Source organism: uncultured Ralstonia sp. (genome assembly GCA_913056305.1).
GTDB lineage: Bacteria > Pseudomonadota > Gammaproteobacteria > Burkholderiales > Burkholderiaceae > Ralstonia.
On sequence record CAJXMR010000257.1, the window covers coordinates 1 to 6,054 of the forward strand.

Annotated in this window: 6 protein-coding genes and 1 pseudogene; 1 reads left to right on the forward strand and 6 read right to left on the reverse strand. The window is 67.0% G+C overall.

What is annotated here, in order from left to right:
- Positions 1 to 107 precede the first annotated feature (107 nt).
- The gene (locus QZ609_RS23590; RefSeq protein ID WP_295500056.1) at positions 108 to 1,079 is read left to right on the forward strand and encodes a histone H1-like DNA-binding protein; all 972 of its coding nucleotides are present in this window, start codon (positions 108 to 110) and stop codon (positions 1,077 to 1,079) included.
- 260 nt (positions 1,080 to 1,339) lie between these two features.
- Here QZ609_RS23590 and QZ609_RS23595 read toward each other — a convergent pair whose 3' ends face one another.
- The 6 genes and pseudogenes from QZ609_RS23595 to QZ609_RS23620 form a co-directional block, all read right to left on the reverse strand.
- Entirely contained in the window at positions 1,340 to 1,807 is a 468-nt protein-coding gene (locus tag QZ609_RS23595; protein WP_295500058.1) for a hypothetical protein, read from the reverse strand.
- Positions 1,808 to 1,816: 9 nt separating this feature from the next.
- Complete coding sequence (locus tag QZ609_RS23600) at positions 1,817 to 2,752, reverse strand: carbohydrate kinase family protein (protein WP_295500060.1); 936 nt, start codon at positions 2,750 to 2,752, stop codon at positions 1,817 to 1,819.
- 97 nt (positions 2,753 to 2,849) lie between these two features.
- The gene (gene tpx, locus QZ609_RS23605) at positions 2,850 to 3,350 is read right to left on the reverse strand and encodes a thiol peroxidase (protein ID WP_295500062.1); all 501 of its coding nucleotides are present in this window, start codon (positions 3,348 to 3,350) and stop codon (positions 2,850 to 2,852) included.
- A 38-nt stretch (positions 3,351 to 3,388) separates the two neighbouring features.
- Entirely contained in the window at positions 3,389 to 4,885 is a 1,497-nt protein-coding gene (locus tag QZ609_RS23610; RefSeq protein ID WP_295500063.1) for a DUF3426 domain-containing protein, read from the reverse strand.
- A gap of 85 nt (positions 4,886 to 4,970) precedes the next feature.
- Positions 4,971 to 5,867: a 50S ribosomal protein L11 methyltransferase gene (gene prmA / locus QZ609_RS23615; RefSeq protein WP_295500065.1), complete on the reverse strand. Its 897-nt coding sequence runs from the start codon at positions 5,865 to 5,867 to the stop codon at positions 4,971 to 4,973.
- Positions 5,864 to 6,054 (reverse strand): annotated as a pseudogene (locus tag QZ609_RS23620) (acetyl-CoA carboxylase biotin carboxylase subunit); the annotation flags it as partial. The gene prmA and the pseudogene QZ609_RS23620, both read right to left, overlap by 4 nt.

The window sequence follows — 6,054 nt, forward strand, 5'->3', positions numbered from 1 at the left end:
ATCGTCGTCGCAGCAGATGCGATTGCTGGCGCATGCCCCGTTCCACGATCGTCAATGCCGGTATAGCATCGCCCTGTTTTGATACTTAAGGCCCGCAGGAGGGCAACATGAGCAACGGTAATGGTGTGTCGGTCGTGACCGACGCCGTCGAGAACGTCAAAGAAACCGCCACCAACGTTGGCGAGACCATCGCCCACGCTGCCGAAGACGCAGTGAAGTCGGTCAAGAAGACCGTCAAGCGCGCCACCAAGGCTGCCGGTACCCGCGTTGCCAAGGCCAAGAAGGCCGTGGCCAAGGTCGAGAAGACCGTGGCCAAGAAGGCTGAAAAGGCTGCCAAGTCGGTCGGCAAGACCGTTGCCAAGGCCAAGAAGAAGCTGGAAGCCGCCAAGAAGAACGCCAAGGCCGAAGCCGCTGCCCTGAAGAAGGAAGTGGCCAAGAAGAAGGCAGCTGCAGGCAAGGCTGTGACCAAGAAGGCCGCCGCTGCCAAGAAGACCACCAAGGCTGCCGGCAAGAAGGTCGCCACCGTGAAGAAGGCCGCTACCAAGAAGGCCGCCGTCGCGAAGAAGACCGTTGCCAAGAAGACCGCGGCCGCCAAGAAGGTTGTCGGCAAGAAGGTCGCCACCGCCAAGAAGGCTGTGGCCAAGAAGACCGTCGCTGCCAAGAAGGTCGCCGGCAAGAAGGCTGTGGCTGCGAAGAAGGTTGTCGGCAAGAAGGTTGCCGCCACCAAGAAGGTCGCCACCAAGAAGACCGCCGCCGCCAAGAAGGTTGTCGGCAAGAAGGCTGCCGTCGCCAAGAAGGCCGTCGGCAAGAAGACCGCGGCTGCCAAGAAGGTTGTCGGCAAGAAGACCGCCGTTGCCAAGAAGGCAGTTGGCAAGAAGGTTGCCGCCACCCGCAAGACGGTTGCCAAGAAGGCTGCCCCGCTGAAGAAGGTCGCCTCCAAGAAGGCTCCGGCCAAGAAGGCTGTCGCCAAGCCCGCTGCTGCTCCGGCCGTTGCACCGGCTGCTGCTGCTGCTCCCGCTGCCAAGACCGCGCTGAACCCGGCCGCGGCATGGCCGTTCCCGACCGGCAACCGTCCGTAAGCCATTCTTGTGACGGTGATCCTCCGGGACCACAGCGGCGCGCTGGTTTCGTACCCCGCGCCCACCTGATCGGATACTGCGTATCCGGTCCGCAAGACCTGGTGTCTTGCACCGCCCGCCGATCGGCTCACGCCCCGGCGGGCTTTTTCTTGTCTGTCGATTTCGCGCAGACACGAAAAAGCCGCAACGGCTTGATGCCGATGCGGCTTTCTTGATGCGTCAACGCTCCCCGTCAGGGGCGCGTCAGGCCGGTGTGTCGATCAGTGTGTGACACGGGTCACGCCACCCGACGACAACAGTCGCACACGCTCGCCCGGGCGGAAGGCCTCGTCGGCGTCCTGCGTGATGGCGCGGTACTCGCCGTTATCCAGCTTGACGGTGATCTCCAGGCCGGGGCGCTTGTTCGCCTGGCCTTCGATCGCGCTACCTGCGACGCCGCCCAGGATGGCGCCCAGCACGCCCGCCGCCACCGAGCCATTGCCGCGCCCGATGGCCGCTGCCGAACCGATGCCGCCGATGGCACCACCCGCCAGCGCACCGACGCCGGTCTGTTCACGATCGATCACGACGTTGCGGACCGAGTCCACCGTGCCAAAGCGCACGGTCTGCTCGCGCTGCGCCTGGCCCGAGGTGTAGGCGCTGTTGGAGTTGGTGCCCATGGCGCAACCTTGCAGGCCGAGTGCTGCAGCCAACAACGCGGCGGCGCCGATGCGAAGGGTGGTGTTCATGTTGATTCCTTATTGATACCGGTACCCGAATGCGGATTCGAAGCGCCGGGCAATCTCGTCAACGGGCAGGCCGTGGTTCTGCGGGCCTTGGACCGCGATCTTGAGCGAGCCCATCAGGCTGGCGAGGCGGCCGGTGGTTTCCCAGTCCAGGCCGTTCTCGATGCCATAGAGCAGGCCACCGCGGAAGGCGTCGCCGCAACCGGTCGGGTCGACCACACGCTCGGCCGGTACGACCGGAATAGTGTACTGCTTGCCGCCGGCGTGAATCTCCGCCCCTTCTTCCCCGCGCGTGACGATGAAGGCCTCGACGCGCTGCGCAAGCTCCGTCGCACTGTAGCCCGTGCGTGACAGCATGACCTGCGCTTCGTAGTCATTGACCACCACGTAGCTGGCGAGTTCAACGAAGCGGCGTAGGTCGGCGCCGTCGAACAGCGGCATCGCCTGGCCCAGGTCGAAGATGAACGGCACGCCGGCTTCGGCAAATTGTGTGGCGTGGTGCAGCATGCCGTCGCGGCTGTCCGGGCCCACCAGGCCGAGCCGTGCCGGCAGCGCATCCTTGACCGAATTGACGCTCGACTGGCTCATCGCGCCCGGGTGGAACGCGGTGATCTGGTTGTTGTCGCGATCGGTCGTGATCATGGCCTGGGCCGTGAACGTGTCGGGGATCTCCGTGATGTGCTGCGTGGAGATGCCGAGCGTCTTCAGGTACGCCAGATACGGCCCGGCATCCTGGCCGACGGTCCCCATGATGATGGGCTCGCCGCCCAGCAGCTTGAGCGTGTAGGCGATGTTGCCCGCGCAGCCGCCGAACTCCCGGCGCATGGTCGGCACCAGGAAGGACACGTTCAGGATGTGGATCTTGTCGGGCAGGATGTGTTCGCGGAAGTGTCCGTCGAACGTCATGATGGTGTCGTAGGCAATCGAGCCGCAGATCACGCTGGCCATATTGGGAGAGCTCCAAATGTGAACGCGGCCGCCCAAGCGGGCGGCCGTGTGATGAATGAGAGACGGGAGGCCAGTCTCTCAGCAATATCCGTGCAGCTTACTTCAGCGCAGCCAGGGCCGCGTCGTAGTTCGGCTCTTCCTTGATTTCCGGCACGAGCTGGGAGTACAGAACGTTGTCGTTGCCGTCGAGCACCACCACGGCGCGGGCGGTCACGCCGGCCAGCGGGCCGGTCTTGATGTCGACGCCGTAGGCCTGCTTGAAGCCGTTGTCACGGAAGGTCGACAGCGGCACGACGCTCTCGATGCCCTCGGTGGCGCAGAAGCGGCCGGCGGCGAACGGCAGGTCGGCGGAGATCGAGAACACCACCGTGTTGTCCAGCTTCGAGGCGGCTTCGTTGAACTTGCGTGTGGAGGTGGCGCACACCGGGGTGTCCAGGCTCGGCACGATGTTCAGCACCTTGCGCTTGCCGGCAAACTCAGCCAGCGACACGTCCTTCAGGTCTTTGCCAACCAGCGTGAATGCCGGGGCCTTCGCGCCAGCCGACGGGAATTGGCCGCCGACTTCAATCGGGTTGCCGCCAAGGGTCACGTTTGCCATGGTGTGCTGCTCCTTCGTTTGATGCGTGTTGGGGTGAATCAGGGGTAGAAAATCAGGACCCGATAGTTGGCCGTCGGGTGCTGGGACTGGAATCGTACCCGAATCGGCAGTTCGGCGCGGGCGGGCAGGCCTGATACACCGAATGCACGGTCGGCGGGGGTCAGGTAGTCGGCGGGCAACAGGGCGCGGCGCGCGAGCAACTGGTCCTGCAGGTCGGTCGTCACCAGTTCGATGGCCGGCAGTGCGACCGGGGCGCCGGTGCGATTGTGCAGCGTGGCGGTCAGTACATATTGATCGGACGCGTCACCTTCCTGGCGCTGCAGCTGCGACGACTCGATCTGCAGCGCGTCGAGATCGCGCGATGGGGCAACGGTGCAATGCAGCGGCTGGCACAGGGCCTCCCACAGCGGACGCGTGGACGGTGCGCGACGGGCGATTTCCGAGCGGCCCAGGAAGAGCACCTGCGCCACCGCGACCACCGCCAGGACGCCGATCACGATGCGCGCCAGGGCGCGGCGGCCGGTGGACTTGCGTACCTGCTCGCGCGCCTGCGCAGCGCGCAGGAAATCGAGCGTGGCGGCAGAGACGCCGTGGTTCGGCCCACGTGCCTTGCGCGGACGTGGTGCGCCCGTCAGCGTACGTTGCGGCGTCGGGCCGGCGGGCTCGTCGTGGGTGCGGCGCGGGTGGTGGCCATGGCGACGCGGCACCGGCGCGAACAGCGTGTGCGCGTCGGTCTCATGGCGCATCCAGACCGAATCGTGCTTCTCCGCAACGGGCTTGGGTGTCGCGACGGGTGCGGGAACGGACGGCGTCGGTGCGGGCACGGCGACAGGCGCAACGGCCGGCTCGACCGGCAGATCGGCCGACGGTTGCTTCGGTACGGCGGCGGCGAAGCTGTCCTCGTCGTCCTCGAACTCACGGATCGGCGGCAGGCCGTGGAACGGATCGGCGGACGCGGGCGGCTCGGCTGCAGGCGGCTCGTTGGCGACGGGCGCAGCGGTAGGTACGTCTGAGATGGGTTCTGCGGCCGGGGTCTCTTCGCGCGCGGGCGGCTCTTGCGTGACGGATTTCGCCGGTGCTTCGTCTGGCAGCGGGCGCGTATCGGGTGCTGTCGGCTGGGCCTCGGGCGTGGGCGTCGCGCCTTCGACTTCGCCCAGGTGCACCTCGGCGACACCGTCTTCGGCGACGTCCTCTTCCCAGATCAGCGTCATGCCGAAGCCGTGGTCGTCTTCGGACGGCGGCGTTGCGGCGGGCGCTTCGGTCTGGGGCGCAGCCGACGTCGACGCCGGTGCTGCGCCGGCGCTCGGGGCATGTGGATCCGGCTGACGTGGCACTGCTGCAGCGGGTACGGCGGGCGTGGCCGCTTCGGGCGCAGGCGTTGCGGCGAGTTCGATCAGGTGCGCACGCCCATCGAAGACGTGGTTACAGCGCCCACAGCGCACGAGGCCGCCGCGCAGGCGCAGTTGGTCCGCGACGACGCGGAACGCGGTATGACAGTTGGGACAGCGGGCGGCGAGACGTGGCGCGGATGCCATGCAGAACGAGGAGAAAAAAGCCGACCGCGCGAGTATTGCAGACAGTTGCGCCAGCGTCGACCTTTGCGGTGACGCTGGCGGTGACTTAGGCGGGCTTCACACCGTGCAGGCAGACCCAGCCGTCACGTGCGCGCCACACCGTGAGCGGAATGGCAGACGCGTAAGCCGCGGCAACTTCCTCGGCCTGGCGCTCGAGCACGCCCGAGAGGATCAGCCGGCCGCCCGGGCGCACGCGTGCGCACAGCATGGCCGCCATCAGCTTGAGCGGGTTCGACAGGATGTTGGCGACGACCAGATCGAAGGTGCCTTCGGGCGCATCGTCGGGCAGGCTGAACGTGGCTTGCGTCTGGTTGCGCTCGGCGTTGTAGCGCGAGGCTTCGACGGCGTTCGGGTCGATGTCGACACCGACCGTCTCGCCCGCGCCGAGCTTCTTGGCCACGATGGCCAGGATGCCCGAGCCGCAGCCGTAGTCGAGCGTGCGCTCGCCCGGTTGCACGTGCTGCTCCAGCCATTCCATGCACAGGCGCGTGGTCGGGTGGCTGCCGGTGCCGAAGGCCAGGCCCGGGTCCAGCTCCAGCACCACGGCGTCAGGCTCCGGCGCGTCGTGCCACGAGGGCACGACCCAGATGTGCTCGCCGATGTGGATCGGCTCGAACTGCGCCTGCGTCACGCGCACCCAGTCCTGCTCCTCGACCTCGCGTACGGTGTACGCAGGGGCCGGCGACAGGCCGATCGCATTGGCCGCGGCCGCGACCAGCAGCGCCGGATCGGCATCGTCGGCCAGCAGCGCGACCACGCGCGAGCGGTTCCACGCCAGGCGCGTCGGCTCGTGGCCGGGCTCGCCGAAGAGGGGCTCCTCGTCGGGCGTGTCGGCATCGGCGTCTTCCACCGACACCGACAGGGCGCCCAGGTCGAACAGCGCCTCAGACAACGCCTCAGCGTCGTCCCGCGCGACTTCGAGCACGCATTCGCGGTAGGTCACTTGCTGCCGCCCTTGGCCACGCCTTGCTGCTCCAGGCGGTGTTCCAGGTAATGGATGCTGGTGCCGCCTTCGACGAAGTTGGCATCGAGCATCAGGTCACGGTGCAGCGGCACGTTGGTCAGGATGCCCTCGACCACCATTTCCGACAGGGCGATGCGCATGCGGGCGATGGCCTGCTCGCGCGTGG

Excerpts from the sequence above, each read along its gene's own strand:
- QZ609_RS23610 (WP_295500063.1), bottom strand. The coding sequence starts at position 4,885 with ATGGCATCCGCGCCACGTCTCGCCGCCCGCTGTCCCAACTGTCATACC.
- QZ609_RS23600 (WP_295500060.1), bottom strand. The coding sequence starts at position 2,752 with ATGGCCAGCGTGATCTGCGGCTCGATTGCCTACGACACCATCATGACG.
- QZ609_RS23590 (WP_295500056.1), top strand. The coding sequence starts at position 108 with ATGAGCAACGGTAATGGTGTGTCGGTCGTGACCGACGCCGTCGAGAAC.
- tpx (WP_295500062.1), bottom strand. The coding sequence starts at position 3,350 with ATGGCAAACGTGACCCTTGGCGGCAACCCGATTGAAGTCGGCGGCCAA.
- QZ609_RS23595 (WP_295500058.1), bottom strand. The coding sequence starts at position 1,807 with ATGAACACCACCCTTCGCATCGGCGCCGCCGCGTTGTTGGCTGCAGCA.